This is a genomic window from Gilliamella sp. B3817, from assembly GCF_026536705.1.
Taxonomy (GTDB): Bacteria; Pseudomonadota; Gammaproteobacteria; order Enterobacterales; family Orbaceae; genus Gilliamella; species Gilliamella apicola_I.
The window spans coordinates 14818-32253 of record NZ_JAFNNV010000011.1; the positions used below are offsets into that span (position 1 = coordinate 14818).

The 17436-nt window shown below is 35.9% G+C and carries 16 protein-coding genes; 11 read left to right on the forward strand and 5 right to left on the reverse strand.

The window, feature by feature from the left end:
- Positions 1-130: 130 nt before the first annotated feature.
- Entirely contained in the window at positions 131-1171 is a 1041-nt protein-coding gene (locus J3U36_RS10470; protein ID WP_267360879.1) for a tagatose 1,6-diphosphate aldolase, read from the forward strand.
- A gap of 133 nt (positions 1172-1304) precedes the next feature.
- Here J3U36_RS10470 and grxB read toward each other — a convergent pair whose 3' ends face one another.
- Positions 1305-1955: a glutaredoxin 2 gene (gene grxB / locus J3U36_RS10475; RefSeq protein WP_267380230.1), complete on the reverse strand. Its 651-nt coding sequence runs from the start codon at positions 1953-1955 to the stop codon at positions 1305-1307.
- Positions 1956-1957: 2 nt separating this feature from the next.
- The gene (locus J3U36_RS10480; RefSeq protein ID WP_267380231.1) at positions 1958-2578 is read right to left on the reverse strand and encodes a Pr6Pr family membrane protein; all 621 of its coding nucleotides are present in this window, start codon (positions 2576-2578) and stop codon (positions 1958-1960) included.
- A 235-nt stretch (positions 2579-2813) separates the two neighbouring features.
- Here J3U36_RS10480 and xerD point away from each other — a divergent pair, with 235 nt between their 5' ends.
- From xerD to mpl, 4 genes are all read left to right on the forward strand, one after another.
- Positions 2814-3713: a site-specific tyrosine recombinase XerD gene (gene xerD, locus J3U36_RS10485; RefSeq protein WP_324101240.1), complete on the forward strand. Its 900-nt coding sequence runs from the start codon at positions 2814-2816 to the stop codon at positions 3711-3713.
- 24 nt (positions 3714-3737) lie between these two features.
- Positions 3738-4433 carry a bifunctional protein-disulfide isomerase/oxidoreductase DsbC gene (dsbC, locus tag J3U36_RS10490; protein ID WP_267350088.1) on the forward strand — a complete coding sequence of 232 codons (696 nt, stop codon included), beginning with the start codon at positions 3738-3740 and terminating at the stop codon, positions 4431-4433.
- Positions 4434-4510: 77 nt separating this feature from the next.
- Positions 4511-6247 carry a single-stranded-DNA-specific exonuclease RecJ gene (recJ, locus tag J3U36_RS10495; RefSeq protein WP_267380233.1) on the forward strand — a complete coding sequence of 579 codons (1737 nt, stop codon included), beginning with the start codon at positions 4511-4513 and terminating at the stop codon, positions 6245-6247.
- Positions 6248-6364: 117 nt separating this feature from the next.
- Positions 6365-7756: a UDP-N-acetylmuramate:L-alanyl-gamma-D-glutamyl-meso-diaminopimelate ligase gene (gene mpl, locus J3U36_RS10500; protein ID WP_065558390.1), complete on the forward strand. Its 1392-nt coding sequence runs from the start codon at positions 6365-6367 to the stop codon at positions 7754-7756.
- 196 nt (positions 7757-7952) lie between these two features.
- Here mpl and J3U36_RS10505 read toward each other — a convergent pair whose 3' ends face one another.
- Positions 7953-9311: an L-serine ammonia-lyase gene (locus tag J3U36_RS10505; protein ID WP_267380234.1), complete on the reverse strand. Its 1359-nt coding sequence runs from the start codon at positions 9309-9311 to the stop codon at positions 7953-7955.
- Between the two features lie 329 nt (positions 9312-9640).
- Here J3U36_RS10505 and proS point away from each other — a divergent pair, with 329 nt between their 5' ends.
- The 3 genes from proS to J3U36_RS10520 all read left to right on the forward strand — a co-directional run bounded on the left by proS (position 9641) and on the right by J3U36_RS10520 (position 13588).
- A complete protein-coding gene (proS, locus tag J3U36_RS10510) occupies positions 9641-11362 on the forward strand; it encodes a proline--tRNA ligase (protein ID WP_267380237.1) in 1722 nt (573 codons plus the stop codon).
- 105 nt (positions 11363-11467) lie between these two features.
- Entirely contained in the window at positions 11468-11971 is a 504-nt protein-coding gene (locus J3U36_RS10515; RefSeq protein WP_267380239.1) for a tyrosine-protein phosphatase, read from the forward strand.
- 165 nt (positions 11972-12136) lie between these two features.
- Positions 12137-13588 (forward strand): M48 family metalloprotease, encoded by a 1452-nt coding sequence (locus J3U36_RS10520; protein WP_267380241.1) that lies wholly within the window; start codon positions 12137-12139, stop codon positions 13586-13588.
- Between the two features lie 61 nt (positions 13589-13649).
- Here the strand turns inward: J3U36_RS10520 and J3U36_RS10525 are convergent, their stop codons facing one another.
- Positions 13650-14312, reverse strand: a complete 663-nt coding sequence (locus tag J3U36_RS10525; RefSeq protein WP_267350095.1) for a histidine phosphatase family protein — start codon at positions 14310-14312, stop codon at positions 13650-13652.
- 30 nt (positions 14313-14342) lie between these two features.
- Entirely contained in the window at positions 14343-15320 is a 978-nt protein-coding gene (rluC, locus tag J3U36_RS10530) for a 23S rRNA pseudouridine(955/2504/2580) synthase RluC (protein ID WP_065558396.1), read from the reverse strand.
- A 146-nt stretch (positions 15321-15466) separates the two neighbouring features.
- Between rluC and dsbB the strand changes: the two genes are divergently transcribed.
- The 3 genes from dsbB to J3U36_RS10545 all read left to right on the forward strand — a co-directional run bounded on the left by dsbB (position 15467) and on the right by J3U36_RS10545 (position 17405).
- A complete protein-coding gene (dsbB, locus tag J3U36_RS10535; RefSeq protein ID WP_065558397.1) occupies positions 15467-15997 on the forward strand; it encodes a disulfide bond formation protein DsbB in 531 nt (176 codons plus the stop codon).
- Positions 15998-16075: 78 nt separating this feature from the next.
- The gene (gene rluA, locus J3U36_RS10540; RefSeq protein WP_267360896.1) at positions 16076-16732 is read left to right on the forward strand and encodes a bifunctional tRNA pseudouridine(32) synthase/23S rRNA pseudouridine(746) synthase RluA; all 657 of its coding nucleotides are present in this window, start codon (positions 16076-16078) and stop codon (positions 16730-16732) included.
- 76 nt (positions 16733-16808) lie between these two features.
- Positions 16809-17405, forward strand: a complete 597-nt coding sequence (locus J3U36_RS10545; protein WP_267380244.1) for an XTP/dITP diphosphatase — start codon at positions 16809-16811, stop codon at positions 17403-17405.
- Positions 17406-17436 lie beyond the last annotated feature (31 nt).

Sequence of the window (17436 nt, forward strand, 5' to 3'; positions counted from 1 at the left end):
TTCCAGAAAGGCAACTAATGAACTGAAATTTAATCATTTTTAGCTTTAATCAAAACTAGCACTAAATGACTAATAAATCATCGAGTAATAAATCTACAATGAAAAATCTTTTTAAATGGAGAGTTGTAAAATGGCTACAAAACGTATTTCTCGTGGTAAATTTACCCGTATGCAACAATTATCAAACCAAGAAGGTATTATTGCTGCGTTAGCAATCGATCAGCGTGGTTCAATGGTTAAAATGATGGAAGCCGCCGTTGGTAAGGATCGTTATCATGTTGATATGGTGTATGAATTCAAAGAGCTTGTTTCTCAAGAATTAACAAAATATGTCAGTGCAATTTTGTTAGATGAAGAGTATGGCTTTAAAGGTATGGCGAAAAAAAATCAAAATGCGGGTTTAATCATTTCTTATGAAAAAACGGGTTATGATGCTAACACACCCGGTCGTTTACCTGACGTATTACCGGAAGATTCTTTACAACGGTTATTAAAAAAAGGGGCAGATGCAGCCAAGGTTTTAGTCTATTACAACCCTGATGATCCACAAGATATTTTAGATAAAAAGCATGCATTTTTAGAACGTATTGGCGATGAAGCAAGAGCGGCTGATATTCCCCTCTTTGTTGAACCTATCGTGTATGATAACACGGTGACAGATGATAAAAGTCCTGAATTTGCCAAAATCAAACCACAAAAAGTGATCAATACCATTAAAGAGTTCACGAAAAATCACTATTACATCGATGTTTTAAAAGTCGAAGTTCCTGTACTTTTTAAACATGTTGAAGGCTTCAATGATAATAATGTTGTAGTGTATTCACAAAAACAAGCAGCGGATTATTTTAAACAAGCCAGCGATGCCGCCACGCGTCCTTTTATATATTTAAGTGCCGGTGTTCCGACCAAAACATTCCATCAAGAGTTAATTTTTGCGGGTGAAAACGGTGCTAAATATAGTGGTATTTTAGGTGGTCGTGCCACTTGGTTTGAAGGTGTTGCCGTTTATGCCAAAGAAGGGAAAGAAGGACTAAAACGCTGGTTAGATACCACCGGACGGGAAAACGTTGAAGAACTCAATAAGATTTTAAAACAATATGCTACGCCATGGTATGACATTTACGGCGGTAAAGACCAAATTGAAATCATTGATCTTAAATTAGGTAATTAATCGCTCAGTTTCAACATGCTAACTACGATTTATCATATTGTTAGCATGGGTTAATACTTAACGTATTCCTATTTTCTAATTGTTAACTCATTAACCTAGGTTAATGAGTTTTTTTGCTTCAAAATATTGGTAATTATACGGCTTTATCAAAAAACAGATTAACCTTACTCTGTTTTGACATCGATTCCAGATAAGCTTTAATTTTAGGCGGAAAGGTCAAACTCTTTACACAAGTTAAATTACGTAATACAGGAAATAATAAGATATCATCTAACGATAAACGACCATTACAAGCAACTGAGGAAACAATCATTGGTGCTAGTTTATCTAGAATGTTTGATACGGACATGACTAATTGGTCGGTTTGTTCAAGACATTCATCAAACGAACCTATTTTTTTCGTTTTATTGGCAACAAAATCATTAATAGCATGTTGAGTTGCAAATTCTGCTAAACCGAGTTTAATGTAGCGAGGGCACTCTAATTTATAATCATATTGTTGTAATTGCTTAATTAATGATGATATTTCGGATGATTGTGATCCAACTAAAATTGGTTTACCTCCATAATTACTGTCGATGTAATCCACAATATCTAAACTTTCTGGCATATAACTCCCATCATCTTTTTGCAAAATCGGAACCATTTTTTCGCCGATCATGCTTTGCGGTGTTTCCGAATCATCACTAAGTAAAACGTGCTCTTCAACCGGTATATTTTTTAAACCAAAAATCATTCTTGCTCGTGCACAGAAAGGGCAATGTTCATAAATATATAGTTTCATTTTTATCTCCTTAAACGGTCAATACACCATAATAAGAAAGTCAATCCCAAAAATAATAATAGGACTTTACTGACATTATATAATGCTTTTATATAACCTATTTTTTCAATATTGATAAATGGATACGGATATTGATGTGTAAAATAACCTCGTACGAAGATATAAATAGCATACGCTATCATTGACAATATCGAACCAATAACAACTTTGGCGTTGATACGTCTGAATGGTCCCCAAATAAGCCAACTTAAAATACCTAATAAGGGAATAACAACATGTAAACTTTCATTTGTAAAACGCAATAAACTATTTGGCGGTTGATGAATACCGCGTAAAATTGAGTTATAAATTATTGCGGTAATAATCACACCGATTAAGCCATTTAATCGAATAACATTAAAGCTATAACGGTTACAGTTAGGTTTAAAGGTTAAAAACAGGCAACTTATTGCTAGCATGAGATTGGAAAGAACAGTAAAAAAACTATAATAAAATATTATTCGACCTATCGGCGTACTGGGTTGCCATGGACGAAGCTGAGCATGCCAATAAACATATGTTTCAATACTAATGACAAATAATGTATAAACAGCGATGAAAAGGTAAATATTTCGCTTTAACATATAATTACATTGAGGAAATTTTAGAAATGATAAGTATATATCAAACAATGCAAGCCACATATTTTTTTCACTAACATCAATAACATTATATTAGTAAAAAGTTAAAATAATGTCTTTTATCATACAATATGATATTCATGATTCAACATGAGTTACACTGCAATTAATTGCTAATTTAGTATATAATATTTTCTATATTTAAAATGTAGAGATAATCTTGGTGTCAAAAGACCACATTCGTCCTCACAATGACAAACTCGTTGAAGAATTCCTCAACGCCATATGGTTAGAACGAAATTTAGCGGAAAATACTATAGAATCTTATAAACTTGATCTATTGGCACTCAATCAATCGCTACAGTTGAAAAATGTGAATTTTATTACTGCTCAGACCACTCATTTGCAAGATTTTTTAATGCAACGGGTTGCCGATGGTTATCAAGCAAGTAGCACCGCACGACTGATGAGTGCAACAAAACGTTTTTTTCAATTCTTATATCAAGAGAATTATCGCACCGATGATCCTTCAGCTGTCCTGTCTTCGCCTAAATTACCAAAAAAATTGCCCAAAGATTTAACTGAATCACAAGTTGAGGCTTTGCTTGAATCCCCTAATACTCAAGACTCATTAGAGCTTCGAGACAAAGCCATGTTAGAAGTGCTTTATGCAACCGGTTTAAGGGTAACAGAATTAGTGAGTTTAGAAATAAGTGATATTAGTTTACGACAAGGTGTGATTCGGGTAATAGGTAAGGGGAATAAAGAACGTTTAGTCCCACTGGGCGAAGAGGCCATTTATTGGTTAGAATACTATTTTAAATATGGACGCGATGATTTACTTAAATCGGGGCCAGTCGATGTGCTTTTCCCAAGTAGACTTGGAAAAAAAATGACACGACAGACATTCTGGCATCGAATAAAATATTATGCCATACTAGCTGATATAAATATTGAAGCACTTTCTCCTCATGTGCTTCGGCATGCATTTGCTACCCACTTACTTAATCATGGGGCAGACTTGCGGGTTGTTCAAATGTTATTGGGGCATAGCAGCCTTTCAACTACGCAAATCTATACCCATGTAGCAACAGAAAGGTTAAAGCAATTACACAGCAAACATCATCCTCGAGCATAGGGTTTAAAAAATAAGGATAAGTAAATGAAAAAATTAGTTTTAGGTTTGGCGTTAATTTCAACCTCAGTTTTGGCAGGTAATAGTGACATTACCGATACCATGAGTAAGCTAGGTTATGAGAATAAAGATTTAAAAATTACCAACACGCCCGTAAAAGGTTTGAAAAGTGTAGTCACACCCGATGGAACCTTTTATGTCACGGACGATGGTAAATATTTAACTCAAGGCCCTATCTATAATGTTGAAGGTGACGAGCCGAAAAACATCGCTAATAGCACTAATTTGGCATTAATGAAAACTATCGAAAAAGATGCTATCATTTACAAAGCCAAAGATGAAAAATATGTGATTTCAGTATTCACTGACTATACTTGTCATTATTGTAAATTGTTGCACGAGAATATAGATCAATATTTAAATAATGGCATTTCAGTCCATTATTTCGCCTACCCTCGTGCAGGTGCTGATAGTGAAGTTGGTAAAAACATGCAATCTATCTGGAGCGTTGCTGATCGCAAAGCTGCTTTTGATAAAGCTTACAAAGGCGATCCTATTACACCAGCTACCAGCGACGTTCCTTATGTTACTCAGCAATTTAACGTTGGTCGACAACTAGGTATAAGCGGTACCCCGTCAATCGTTTTATCCGATGGGCAACTTATTCCAGGTTACGTACCAGCCGATAAATTAATTGAAATCTTAAAAAACACAGCTAAATAATTTTTAATTAAATACTAGCTAAAATTCAAATTTATAATTAATAAGTATGTTAGCGCAAATGCGCTAACATTGAAAATATGAATAAAACTAAATTAGTACGTCGTAAATTACCCGAGTTACATCCTGAATTTTCGAATGACATTCCAACATTATTGCAACGAATCTATGCTCTACGTGGCGTGACATCAAGCAAAGAGATTGATTATGCTGCTCGAAATCTAAGTAATTATGATCAGTTAAATGGTATAGATAAAGCCGTTGAAATTATCTATTCAGCCATGAAAAACAATCAAAGAATCATGATTGTCGGCGATTTTGATACCGATGGGGCGACCAGTACCGCATTGGCTGTCCGAGCATTAAAACAGATGGGATGTCAGTTTGTCGACTATATTATTCCTGACCGATTTGAAGATGGTTATGGTTTAAGTGTTGAAGTGGTTAAAAAAGCGATATCATCGAAAGCTGACCTGATTATTACTGTCGATAATGGCATTTCAGCTATTGAAGCGGTCGAATTTGCTAAACAAGCTAATTTGCCAGTCATTATTACCGATCATCATTTATGCCCAAACCCGTTACCTTCGGCGGATGCCATTATTAACCCTAATTTACCTGATTGTACCTTTCCCTCCAAAAATTTAGCTGGAGTGGGCGTGACATTTTATTTAATGTTAGCGTTAAGAGCAAAATTACGGCAAGAAAAATGGTTCAATGATAATCAGTTAGCTGAATTTAACATTGCTAATTTATTAGATTTAGTTGCACTGGGAACTATTGCCGATGTCGTGAAACTGGATCATAACAACCGTATCTTAGTTCATCAAGGCGTTAGCCGAATCCGCTTTGGTTACTGTTGTGAAGGTATTAAGGCATTATTGCAAGTTGCCAAAAAAGATTGCTGTTCATGTAATGCGACTGATCTTGCTTTTTACATTGCACCAAGATTAAATGCCGCTGGGAGAATGGACAATATGTCGCTTGGTGTCGAATTATTACTCTGTGACCACCCTGACACCGCCCTTAACTTAGCAACTGATCTTAATAATTTAAATAATGATCGCAAATTAATTGAACAGACGATGCATCAAGAAGCACTGTCTTTCATTGAAAAAATGGAGAATGAAAAAACCTCGATTCCTCACTTTCTAGTGGTTTATCACCCCGAGTGGCATCAAGGTATCATTGGGATTTTATCTTCCCGTTTGAAAGAAAAATATCATCGTCCGGTTATTTCGTTTGCTTCTACTCAAGATGGTTTTTTAAAGGGATCTGGACGGTCAATTAAAGGAATTCATTTACGCGATTTACTTGATGAATTGCAGCACTTACACCCTGAGCTTATGGTAAGTTTTGGGGGACATGCGATGGCGGTTGGTTTAACAATACATGAAAATGATTTATCACGTTTTACCGCATGTGTTGAAGCATTATTACTTAAACGATTAGATGACAAATTATTAGAAACGGTTATTGAAACAGACGGGGAAATCGATGGACAAGATTTCAATTATTCAATTGCCAAACAATTAAAAGATTCCGGGCCTTGGGGAGAAGGATTCCCTGAACCTATTTTTGATGGTGAATTCATCATTCATCAACAGCGATTATTGGCAGACAAGCATCTTAAATTGGTTTTAGAACCTAAAAATGGCGGACCAATCATTGATGGTATTGCATTTAATGTTGATCGTCTAGAATGGCCTGATTTATCAATAAAACAAGCTAAACTTGTTTATCATTTAGACGTAGATGAGTTTCGTGGTAATCAAGCCGCCAAATTATTGATTAGACATTTGTGGCCTATCGCATAGTTGATCAAAATCGATTATAATTCGCAGAATATTTAAAAGTTATATTACATTAACCTTTGATATAATTCAGATAAAGACTAGTTTATTAACATAATTTGTAGAGATTGAGGACTAAAAATGCATATTCATATTCTTGGGATCTGTGGCACATTTATGGCAGGAATTGCATTAATAGCCCGTTCTCTTGGCCATAAAGTTACTGGCTCAGATAAAAACGTTTATCCACCTATGAGCACGCTTTTACAAAAAGAGCATATTGACATTATTGAAGGTTATGATCCATCACAACTGACTCCTAACCCGGATTTAGTCATTATTGGTAATGCCTTATCCAGAGGTAATCCTTGTGTCGAGCATATACTAAATAGTAATATTCCTTATATCTCTGCGCCACAGTGGTTACATGACAATGTATTAAAAGATCGTTGGGTTATCGCTGTTGCAGGAACGCATGGTAAAACAACCACAGCAGGCATGGTCAATTGGATATTGGAAAAACAGGGATATAAACAAGGTTTTGTGATTGGTGGTGTACCGGGTAATTTTGATGTTTCCGCTCGATTAGGCGAAGGTAAATTTTTTGTTATTGAAGCTGATGAATATGATTGTTCGTTTTTTGATAAACGCTCCAAGTTTATGCATTACTGCCCTAAAACGCTTATTATGAACAATCTTGAGTTTGATCATGCTGATATCTTTGATGATCTTAATTCAATCCAAAAACAATTTCATCATTTGGTACGTTTAGTCCCTAGCAAAGGGCTGATTATTTCGCCTCAAGATGATGTGAATTTACGACAAGTCTTAGCCAAAGGTTGCTGGAGTGAACAAACGTTTACTGAGTCTGAATCTGGTTGGCTAGCCCAAAGAATTAACCATGATGCAAGTCACTTTGCTGTTTATTACAATAGTCAAAAAGTCGGCGAAGTAGAGTATTCTTTGGTTGGTGAACACAATATGCATAATGCACTCATGTCAATTGCTGCTGCCCATAATGTCGGTATTCAACCGGCTGATGCTTGTTTAGCTCTCAGCTCATTTGTTAATGCTAAACGACGTTTAGAACTTTATGGTAAAGTCAATAATATTGAAATATATGACGATTTCGCACATCATCCAACGGCTATTTTGGCAACATTAGAAGCGCTACGTAGTAAAATTGGTGCTAATCGTCGTATTCTGGCAGTGTTAGAGCCTCGCTCAAATACCATGAAATTAGGCATATCGAAAGATGAATTAGCGCCGTCATTAGGTCGTGCCGATGAAATCTTCATTTTTCAACCAGAACAGTTACCATGGTTAGTCGTTGATGTTGTTGATGCTTGTATTCAACCGGCTTATTGGTCTGGTGATATTGATTTGTTAGTTGAAATGATTGTTAAATCAGCAAAACCAACCGATGCAATATTAATTATGAGCAATGGAGGATTTAATGGTATTCATAAAAAGCTTTTGGATAAGTTAACAAAACAGCAAAGCAAAGAGCAGGAAGACCAAGATTTAATCTAATTGATTTTTATGCTTGTCGGTATGGCTAGATACCTAGCCTACCATACAAGTATAAATAGCACACCTTTCACAATCTTTTCAAGATATTACAATTTGTTTATCAACAATCAAAATCGGATCGCCCCAATCAGCATTGACTGGCAAAATTGATTTTAAGAAATAGATTTCAAATCGATTACTAATTATAAATGCACTACTAACTACAATGCACCGTTATGGCTAATCCACCCCGTGATGTTTCACGATATTTGGCATTCATATCTTTACCTGTCTCGTACATCGTTTCTATTACTTTATCAAGAGATACAATGGCAGCAGTTGTTCGTCTTAGCGCCATACGTGTCGCATTAATCGCTTTTACTGCAGCAATAGCATTACGTTCAATACAAGGGACTTGTACTTGACCATCTACGGGATCACAGGTTAAACCAAGATTATGCTCCATACCAATTTCAGCCGCCATACACACCTGTTCAGGACTGCCACCCAGTAATTCCGCAAGTCCAGCTGCAGCCATTGAACAAGCTACTCCCACCTCACCTTGACAACCTACTTCAGCCCCCGAAATAGAAGCATTATTTTGGTATAAAAGCCCTATGGCGCCACAAGTTAAAAAATACCGAACATAGGTATCAGGAGTTACTGGATCAATAAACTTATCATAATAAGCAAGCACTGCTGGAATAATACCGCAAGCCCCATTGGTTGGCGCTGTCACCACCCGCCCCCCTGCTGCGTTTTCTTCACTGACCGCTAAGGCAAACATATTTATCCAATCGATAATAATCATCGGATCATTATCATTTTTACTGGTTGATAATTGTCGGTAAAGTGCATTCGCTCGACGAGGTACTTTTAATGCACCCGGTAATAAACCTTCAGTGTGGATACCTCGCTTAATACAATCTAACATGGTCTGCCCAACCAACGTAAAATAGTTGATAATTTCCTGTTGCGAATGGAGTTGTAACTCATTTTTAAGCAGAATGCTTGATATCGATAATGAGTTTTCATCACAGTGCTGCAAAAGTTGTGCTGCCGATGAAAAAGGATAAGGAAAGTCAACCGTATTTTGATCTTGTTGACCAAACTGTGTATCTTCTACAATTTTACCACCACCGACCGAATAATAAGTGGTTTGAGCAAGTATTTGCTCACCTTGATAAGCCGTTAAAGTCATACCATTTTCATGCTTAGGCAAAAAAGTAGAGTGAAATAGAATATTTTCACTTGAAAACGCTATTTCATAACGACCATTATAGATAGATAACCGTTTATTTTGATTCAAATTTTGAATAAAAATAGGAATATCATCGATATTAACGGTATCGGGTTTTTCACCCGCTAGCCCTAAAATAATAGCGATATCAGTATGATGACCTTTACCTGTCAAAGATAATGAACCATAGACATCGGCAATAATCTTAGTCACAACAGGCATTTGACCATTATCAATTAACTGATCGATAAATGCTTTGCCTGCTCGCATTGGACCAACAGTATGCGAGCTTGAAGGGCCAATACCAATTTTAAATATCTCAAAAACTGAAGCCATTTGTTTCCTTTATACGGTTAACGTCGATTAAAGTAAGAATAACTATTTGATCAAAGATGATGGCTATATTATGGCGTTAACCATGGCATAATCAAGTATAGAATCAAGCTTTCAATTTAAATCGTAAAAAATTTTGCCCAGCGAAGATATGCGCCTTAGTCATGTTGTTAATTTTCATTTTATCTCTCTTTATTTGCTTAAATTTATAAATAATTTTTGTCGATTACAACAATTACGCATAAAATTACTTTAGTGTTACGCGACGGACTGCTAAACTAGCTCACATTTTAGTATATTCATTAGTACATTATTTTTTTCAGGATAAATTTATGCGAACCAGTAAATATCTTCTTTCTACATTAAAAGAGACTCCAGCAGACGCTGAAGTGATAAGCCATCAATTAATGTTACGTGCCGGCATGATCCGTAAAGTTGCCGCAGGATTATATACATGGCTGCCCACTGGTTATCGTGTACTTAAAAAAGTTGAAAATATTGTTCGGGAAGAGATGAACAGAGCAGGGGCAATTGAAGTGTTAATGCCAGTTGTGCAACCTGCTGATATTTGGCAAGAAAGCGGCCGTTGGGAACAATATGGTCCGGAATTATTACGTATTAAAGACCGAGGAGATCGTGATTTTGTATTAGGTCCAACCCATGAAGAAGTGATCACTGACTTACTACGCAACGAAGTGAGTTCATATAAACAGTTACCGCTTAATGTTTATCAAATTCAAACCAAATTTCGTGACGAAGTCCGCCCTCGATTTGGCGTAATGCGTTCTCGTGAATTTATTATGAAAGATGCTTATTCATTTCATACTTCACAAGAATCCTTGCAAGAAACCTATGATGATATGTATAAAGCCTACAGTGCCATATTTACACGTGCAGGTTTAAATTTTAGAGCGGTACGAGCTGATACGGGTTCTATTGGTGGCAACTGGTCGCATGAGTTCCAAGTATTAGCCGACAGTGGTGAAGATGATATTGTCTTTTCTACCGAATCTGATTACGCGGCGAATATTGAGATGGCACAAGCATTAGCGCCAACACAAAGTCGCCTTGCACCAACCAAGGCGATGGAACTGGTTGATACACCTAATGCAAAAACGATTGATGAATTAGTTGCACAATTTTATTTACCTATTGAAAAAACAGTTAAAACACTTATGGTTAAGGCGACTAAAGAGAGTGGGCACCAACTTGTGGCTTTATTAGTCCGTGGTGATCATACGTTGAACGAAATCAAAGCGGAAAAAATTGATATTGTGGCATCGCCTTTAGAATTTGCAACTGAAGATGAAATTCGTGCGATAGTGAATGCAGGACCAGGTTCATTAGGACCGGTAAACCTTGATATGCCAATCATCATTGACCGTGATGTGGCAGTGATGAGCGACTTTAGCGCAGGCGCCAATATCGATCATAAACATTATTTCAATATCAACTGGGACAGAGATATCACTTTACCGCGTATCGAAGATATTCGTAATGTGGTTGAAGGCGATATTAGCCCTGACGGTAAAGGAACATTACAAATTAAACGTGGTATTGAAGTAGGACATATTTTCCAATTAGGCACCAAATATTCTCAAGCGATGAAAGCCACTGTTCAAGGGGAAGATGGTCAAAATCATGTCATGATTATGGGGTGTTATGGTATTGGTGTAAGTCGTATTGTCGCAGCAGCGATTGAACAGTGCCACGACGACCGCGGTATTATTTGGCCTGACGCAATTGCGCCTTTTAGCGTTGCCATAATACCAATGAATATGCATAAATCAGAAAAAGTACAAGCCACTGCTGAAAAGCTTTATGCAGATCTACAATCAGCAGGTATTGAAGTACTCTTTGATGATCGTAAAGAGCGACCGGGCGTGATGTTTGCTGATGCCGAACTCATTGGTATTCCACATACTTTTGTCATCGGTGAACGCAATCTTGAAAATGGCGAAGTTGAATATAAACACCGAGCTGGTGGTGAAAAATCGCTAGTAAAAATCGATGAATTGATGACATTTATTAAAAAACGTCTTCAAACAGTTTAAATAAACATGTTCGAATAATTAGTTATGCAAAATACAACACAACAGTTAAAAATGAGTCATAACCGTATTACAACGATTATGATATGTTCACTACTGCTGTGTTGTATGAGTTTAAATCTCATTGGCTGTCAATCTAAGCTTAATTCTGATTATCAATTACCGGATAATTTTCATCAAGTGTCTAACGATATCTATCGCTCAGAACAACCTTCAATAACTGAATTTAAATATCTTGATAAACTTGGCTTTAAAACCATTATAAATTTACGGCTATTTCACAGTGATCGTGAGTTAGTCGAAAATACACAGATGTCAGAAGTTTGGATTCGAATGCGGGCAGGTGATATTACTGATGAGAAAATGATCCAAGTAATGAAAGCAATTCATACCTCCCCTAAACCGATATTAATCCATTGTTGGCAAGGTAGTGATCGTACCGGCGTCACTATTGCTATGTACCGTTTGGTTTTTGAAAATTGGACTAAATCTCAAGCTATTAATGAGTTAATGCAAGCTGAATTTGGTCATCACTACAATGTTTATCCCAATATCAAAAAATATCTTGAAACAGTTGATATTGAAAAAATTCGCTCTGCCGTTTTTCAATAAAAAGATAGAAATTTTGATAACCCTAAACAACGTCATTGATTAAAGATGCTATCTGTTAGGCTTATTAACTTTATGTAAAGTTTAATCACAAATTCAAAGTGATATTGTGTTTTTTTTCAGCTAAAATAACTATTAATAATTATATTATCCCTATGGAATAAAATAATGCTAAAAAAAACAATTGCATTTTTAATCTCGGCTTCATTGCTATTGCAAAATACCTCATTGGTATATGCAGATAACATTAACTTGCCCGATATTGGTACAGCGGCTGCATCAACATTAAGTATCGGTCAAGAAATGGAAATGGGGGATTATTACATGCGAATGTTACGCGCTCAAGCCCCTATTCTAAATGATCCTGTTTTGAATCAATATATTAATGATTTGGGTCAAAAATTAGTTTCAAAATCAGAATCGGTACAAACCCCTTTTCACTTTTATATCATGCGTAGCGATGTCCTTAATGCTTTCGCTTTTTTTGGTGGTAATGTTGTTGTCCATTCTAAGTTAATACTTGATACGGATAACGAAAGTCAACTAGCGTCGGTCATGGCTCACGAAATAGGTCACGTCACCCAAAGACATTTAGCCCGTGCAATCGAAGCCCAAAATCGTAACAGTCCTTATTTTTGGGGAGCTACGTTAGGTTCTATATTACTTACATTAGCAAATCCTGAAGCTGGAATGGCTGCGATGACAAGTACTATGGCGGGGTCTGCACAAAGTATGATTAGTTTTACTCAGAGCAATGAGCAAGAAGCGGATCGTGTTGGTCTTAGGACTTTAGTCAAAGCCGGATTTGATCCTTATGCATCATCTGAATTTTTGCAAAAACTTGCTGACCAAACGCGCTTTAGTAGTAAACCGCCTGAAATATTACTTACTCACCCATTGCCTAATAATCGTTTAACTGACGTTCGCAACCGAACTTTGCAATACAGTAAAAAAAATATTACTTCTTCTCTTGATTACTATTTAGCTAAAGCTCGATTAGCGATTATTACGGCTAAAAATAAAAATGCCGCTTTGTTATTAATTCAAGATTATAAAAAATTAAATAATCAACCAAGCAAAATTGCCATCATATACTGTGGCGCATTGGCGGATTATCAGGCAGGTAAATATCAACAAGCCAAACAGCAACTTCAACCATTATTAGATAGTCAGCCTGATAATCTATGGTTTATTGATTTAATGACTGATATAGATTTAGAACTTAATAATAATAGTGTTGCCATTACACGATTACAGCAAGCTTTAAAAAAATTTCCTAACAGCACAGCGATACAATTAAATTTAGCGGCGGCTTATAATAATAATAAAAATTACCAACAGGCGGTTAGCCTTCTTCATCGCTATACCCATGATCATAATGACGATATGAATGGCTGGGATGAATTGATTAAAGCTTATGGTGGGCTGCACTCAACAGCACAACAAATGACTGCAAGAGCTGAGCTTATTGCTTTACAAGGTAGATTTGATGAATCTATTCAATTGCTGCAAAACGCTAAAAATAGAGCTAAAGGCGATCAAATCACACTATCTAAAATAGACGCCAGAATAAATCAATTAAAGCAACTACAAAAACGCTTTGCAAAATACAAAAGGTAAAATTTATAATTTTCTGGCTAATGGCATCCACATTAGCCAGAAAAATATTCATTCAGCAAATTTATTTATTAGCTAAATGATCAACGTTATTATAAAACTTAACCGAAAATTGCCCTTTAGGCTGATTTTCATCTTGTTTATAGTTAACCACACTGATACTTGTATTTAACATACGTGGAAAATACGCCTCATCACGGTGTAAACGCCAGTCTCCTCCATTTAAAACACAAAGTAGTATCCGTAATACTGTGCCATGAGAAACAACTAAAATATTACCGGTATCTTGCTTAGTATTTTCGATAATGGTCTTTAATGCTCGCTCCATACGTGCCAAAACTTGTTGATAATTTTCACCTTGATTGACTGTTGCATCAAAGTTAGCAGGATCAGTGAGATAAGTATTAAATTCCGGAAATGCTTTTTTTAATGTCGGCACATGTTTACCTTCCCAAATACCAAAATCCATTTCGCATAAATCTGAAAGTTCAGCTGTTGGAATAACATTTACATTTTCATTGATAATATAGTCTCGAGTTTCCATTGCACGCTGTTGAGTACTTGAATAAGCCTGTATGAACGGAATATCTTTAAGGTACTTTCCTGTCACCTTTGCACCTAAAATTCCTTCTTCTGTCAAAGGGGAATTCTGTGAGCCTTGCATTTGATCTTTAATATTCCATTCCGTCTGACCGTGTCTAATTAAATATAAATTGATATCTTTCATTGGTGCTAACTACCTTATTTATTTTTTAAATTATGCTTGTTTAAATTTATCTTTTCTAAGCTGAGTTAAACAAGCTTGCAATGTGGCATCCATTGGGGCTTGTAATAGCATTTCTTGCTGGGTTTTAGGATGAATAAATTTTACACTCGCCGCATGTAAAAAAAGACGGTTGAGTGTAGTATGTGATAATAATGCATCAAATTGGCGATCCCCATAACGATCATCAAAAGCAATCGGATGATTAGCATATTGCGTATGAATTCGAATTTGATGAGTACGGCCTGTTACAGGACTGGCTTTTATCAACGTGGCAAACTCAAATCGTTCTTCTACTTTAAAACGTGTTTCTGAAGGTTTTCCTTCTTTATCAACTTTCACCACTCGTTCACCACTTTTGAGCACATTTTTTAGCAATGGTGCTTGAATCACTTTACATTCAGAAGACCAATTGCCTTTCACTAACGCTAAATAATTTTTTTGCATCTGCTTTAAACGAAGCTGTTCATGCAACGCTTTTAATGCAGAGCGTTTTTTTGCAATCAACAGTACCCCTGATGTTTCACGATCGATACGATGCACCAACTCTAAAAATTTTGCTTCAGGCCTTAACGCGCGTAATCCTTCAATCACACCAAAACTTAAACCACTGCCACCATGCACCGCAATGCCCGAAGGTTTGTTGATAGCTAAAATCATCTCATCTTCATAAATAATTGCCTTTTCTAATTCGGCCACTTTATTTAATTTTGTTGAGATTTCGGGCGTGGCTTTTTCAGCAACTCGAATAGGAGGAATACGAACTTCATCGCCAATATTCAATTTGTATTCTGGCTTAATACGTTTTTTATTCACTCGCACTTCACCTTTGCGTAATATACGATAGATCATACTCTTTGGTACACCTTTCAAATAGGTGAGTAAAAAGTTATCAATACGTTGAGTCGCATTTTCTTCAGATATAGTCACAAAAGTAACATTTAATTTTTTTTGTGGAGCGTTTGTGTGCATAAGAGATGATTAGTCCGCTATCAATGAGTAAAAGTCGTTTACATTATTCTTAAATAATCTACACTAATCTTAATTATAATTAGGTAGTTTTTTTCAGTATAATAAAAGCAAAACAATTATAACGGAATCTGGGAGAATAAAATAGTATGTTATCGCTGCTTAATCAGTACTCACGTAGAAGGTTTGCTTGGTTTTTACTTTTTCTTTCAACCGTTGTTTTTGAATTAATTGCTCTACATTTTCAATACAATTTAGGTCTTGCACCCTGTACATTGTGCATTTATCAACGTTGTGCAATATTTGGTATCATGATAGCAAGCTTTATTGGATTTCTGGCTCCTCGCAAAACATCTTTTCGTTTAGCCGGTATTTTTATTTGGCTTATTAGTGCATTTCAAGGTTTTCGATTAGCAAAATTCCATGCACAACTACAGTTCGAGCCAAGCTTTGGTGATACGTGTTCAATTAAAACTGAATTTCCATCCTGGTTACCTTTAGATACTTGGTTACCTGAAGTATTTAGTGCTTATGGTTCTTGCTCTGAAAAAATCTGGTCATTTTTAACGATTGAAATGTCACAATGGATGATCATCATTTTTGCTTGCTATTTTATTGTGGGTCTGATCATATTGTTTATGCAGCTCTTTTCACCGAAAGAATCAACATGGCATAAGTAAACAATTTATAGAACTGGCACTTTTTGTTGATTTTGCTAGAATATATGGCAATTTTTAGTTATTAATTGTCATATTTAAATGCTTTTGGAATATCATCCCCCTACTGATCCTTGGCTGTCAATTTTATATCAAGACGATCATATCGTTGTTGTTAACAAACAACCGGGAATCTTATCGGTTTCTGGTAATAAACCACAATTTATTGACAGTATCATTCATCGTTTGCAACAAAAATATAGTTATGTGGAATCGGTACACCGTTTAGATATGGCAACCAGTGGCATTATGGTTGTCGCATTATCTAAACTTGCCGATCGAGAAATTAAAAAACAATTTCGAGAACGTATTCCTAAAAAAACCTATATCGCGGTTGTGCATGGACATGTTGAGCAAGACACAGGATCTGTTGAATTACCACTGATTTGTGATTGGCCAAATCGTCCTAGACAAATGGTAGATAAGGAAAATGGCAAATATGCATTAACAGAGTATCAAGTTATTGCAAGAAATCCCGATAATACAACTCGCATTAAATTATTTCCATTTACAGGACGCTCTCATCAACTGCGTGTGCATATGCAAGCTATTGGTCATCCAATTTTAGGCGATAAATTTTATGCCCATCCAGAAGCTTTCTCGATGTCAAAAAGATTACTATTGCATGCACAATTATTAACAATTAATCATCCTAAATCAGGTGAAAACATGACTTTTACTTGTGATCCTGAATTTTAAATAAGTAAATATAAAAAACACTCATTATGTTTAAGCAATCAGCTCAAATATTAAGCCAATAGGTTAAGGAACCTTTATGCAAAAAATTGTTTTAGCAACCAATAATCAGGGTAAAGTCAATGAATTACAAAATTTACTGGCTGATGCGGGTTTTGATATCATCGCACAAAGTCAGTTTAATCTCCCTGATGCCGATGAAACAGGTTTAACATTTGTCGAAAATGCCATTATAAAAGCCAGATATGCTGCAAAATTAACTGGGTTACCCGCCATAGCCGATGATTCAGGGTTAGTTGTGGAAGCACTTAATGGTGAACCGGGTATCTATTCTGCACGTTATGCAGGCGAGCACGGTAATGATGAAAGTAATAATCAAAAATTATTACAAGCATTACAACCTATTCCTCAAGAAAAGCGTTCCGCATATTTTTATTGTGCTCTAGTTTTTATGCGTCATGAAAACGATCCTACTCCCATCATCTGTTTAGGCAAATGGAATGGCTTAATCTTAAATGAATTAAAAGGTAAAGGCGGTTTTGGTTATGATCCTTTATTTTATGTGCCAGAACTAAATTGTACTGCCGCTGAGCTGACTAAAGAACACAAAAGCCAAATTTCCCATAGAGGGCAAGCTCTTAAACAATTGATTAAAGAAATAAAAACTAAATATTAAAAATATTTAGTTTGTTGTAATATTGTTTATA

Excerpts from the sequence above, each read along its gene's own strand:
- J3U36_RS10470 (WP_267360879.1), top strand. The coding sequence starts at position 131 with ATGGCTACAAAACGTATTTCTCGTGGTAAATTTACCCGTATGCAACAA.
- grxB (WP_267380230.1), bottom strand. The coding sequence starts at position 1,955 with ATGAAACTATATATTTATGAACATTGCCCTTTCTGTGCACGAGCAAGA.
- J3U36_RS10480 (WP_267380231.1), bottom strand. The coding sequence starts at position 2,578 with ATGTTAAAGCGAAATATTTACCTTTTCATCGCTGTTTATACATTATTT.
- dsbC (WP_267350088.1), top strand. The coding sequence starts at position 3,738 with ATGAAAAAATTAGTTTTAGGTTTGGCGTTAATTTCAACCTCAGTTTTG.
- recJ (WP_267380233.1), top strand. The coding sequence starts at position 4,511 with ATGAATAAAACTAAATTAGTACGTCGTAAATTACCCGAGTTACATCCT.
- mpl (WP_065558390.1), top strand. The coding sequence starts at position 6,365 with ATGCATATTCATATTCTTGGGATCTGTGGCACATTTATGGCAGGAATT.
- J3U36_RS10505 (WP_267380234.1), bottom strand. The coding sequence starts at position 9,311 with ATGGCTTCAGTTTTTGAGATATTTAAAATTGGTATTGGCCCTTCAAGC.
- proS (WP_267380237.1), top strand. The coding sequence starts at position 9,641 with ATGCGAACCAGTAAATATCTTCTTTCTACATTAAAAGAGACTCCAGCA.
- J3U36_RS10515 (WP_267380239.1), top strand. The coding sequence starts at position 11,468 with ATGAGTTTAAATCTCATTGGCTGTCAATCTAAGCTTAATTCTGATTAT.
- J3U36_RS10520 (WP_267380241.1), top strand. The coding sequence starts at position 12,137 with ATGCTAAAAAAAACAATTGCATTTTTAATCTCGGCTTCATTGCTATTG.
- J3U36_RS10525 (WP_267350095.1), bottom strand. The coding sequence starts at position 14,312 with ATGAAAGATATCAATTTATATTTAATTAGACACGGTCAGACGGAATGG.
- rluC (WP_065558396.1), bottom strand. The coding sequence starts at position 15,320 with ATGCACACAAACGCTCCACAAAAAAAATTAAATGTTACTTTTGTGACT.
- dsbB (WP_065558397.1), top strand. The coding sequence starts at position 15,467 with ATGTTATCGCTGCTTAATCAGTACTCACGTAGAAGGTTTGCTTGGTTT.
- rluA (WP_267360896.1), top strand. The coding sequence starts at position 16,076 with ATGCTTTTGGAATATCATCCCCCTACTGATCCTTGGCTGTCAATTTTA.
- J3U36_RS10545 (WP_267380244.1), top strand. The coding sequence starts at position 16,809 with ATGCAAAAAATTGTTTTAGCAACCAATAATCAGGGTAAAGTCAATGAA.